Annotated in this window: 1 protein-coding gene; it reads right to left on the reverse strand. The window is 57.8% G+C overall.

What is annotated here, in order from left to right:
- A partial coding sequence (locus AYK65_RS32700) for an AMP-binding protein (RefSeq protein WP_172402095.1) occupies nucleotides 1-533 on the reverse strand: 533 nt, incomplete at both ends.

Raw genomic sequence — 533 nt, forward strand, 5'->3', positions numbered from 1 at the left:
GCCCACCGCCCCGAACGGAACGGGCTGGCCGTGGTCGTCAAGCACATAGATCCGCGTGTTCGCAATCGGACGCCCGATCGGCACATTCCGGTGAGGCGCCTCAATGCCCGTGTCGGCAAGAAAGGTGGTCGACCAAATTGTAGTCTCGGTCGGACCATAAAGATTTCTGAGAGATTTTACCCTTCTGCCGAGCTTCGAGGCCAGATCTGAAGGCAACGCCTCGCCGCCACACAACGCGTTCAATTCGGGCGCACCATCCCAGCCGGCGTCGAAGAGCATACGCCACGCTGCCGGGGTTGCCTGCGTCACAGTTATCTTCTGATGGGACAGATGCTGCTGCAATCCAATAGCATTGGTCTCGCGAGCAAGGACGACGTTAGCTCCCACGGCCAACGGAAGATAGAGTTCCAGCCCCGCAATGTCGAAAGAGATCGTCGTGATCGCGAGGAGTGAATCATGCGCTGTGAGGCCTGATACATCCAGAAAAGCGCGTAGAACATTGAGAACACTCGCATGCTCGACCATGACACCCT

Source organism: Ensifer aridi (assembly GCF_002078505.1).
GTDB lineage: Bacteria > Pseudomonadota > Alphaproteobacteria > Rhizobiales > Rhizobiaceae > Sinorhizobium > Sinorhizobium aridi.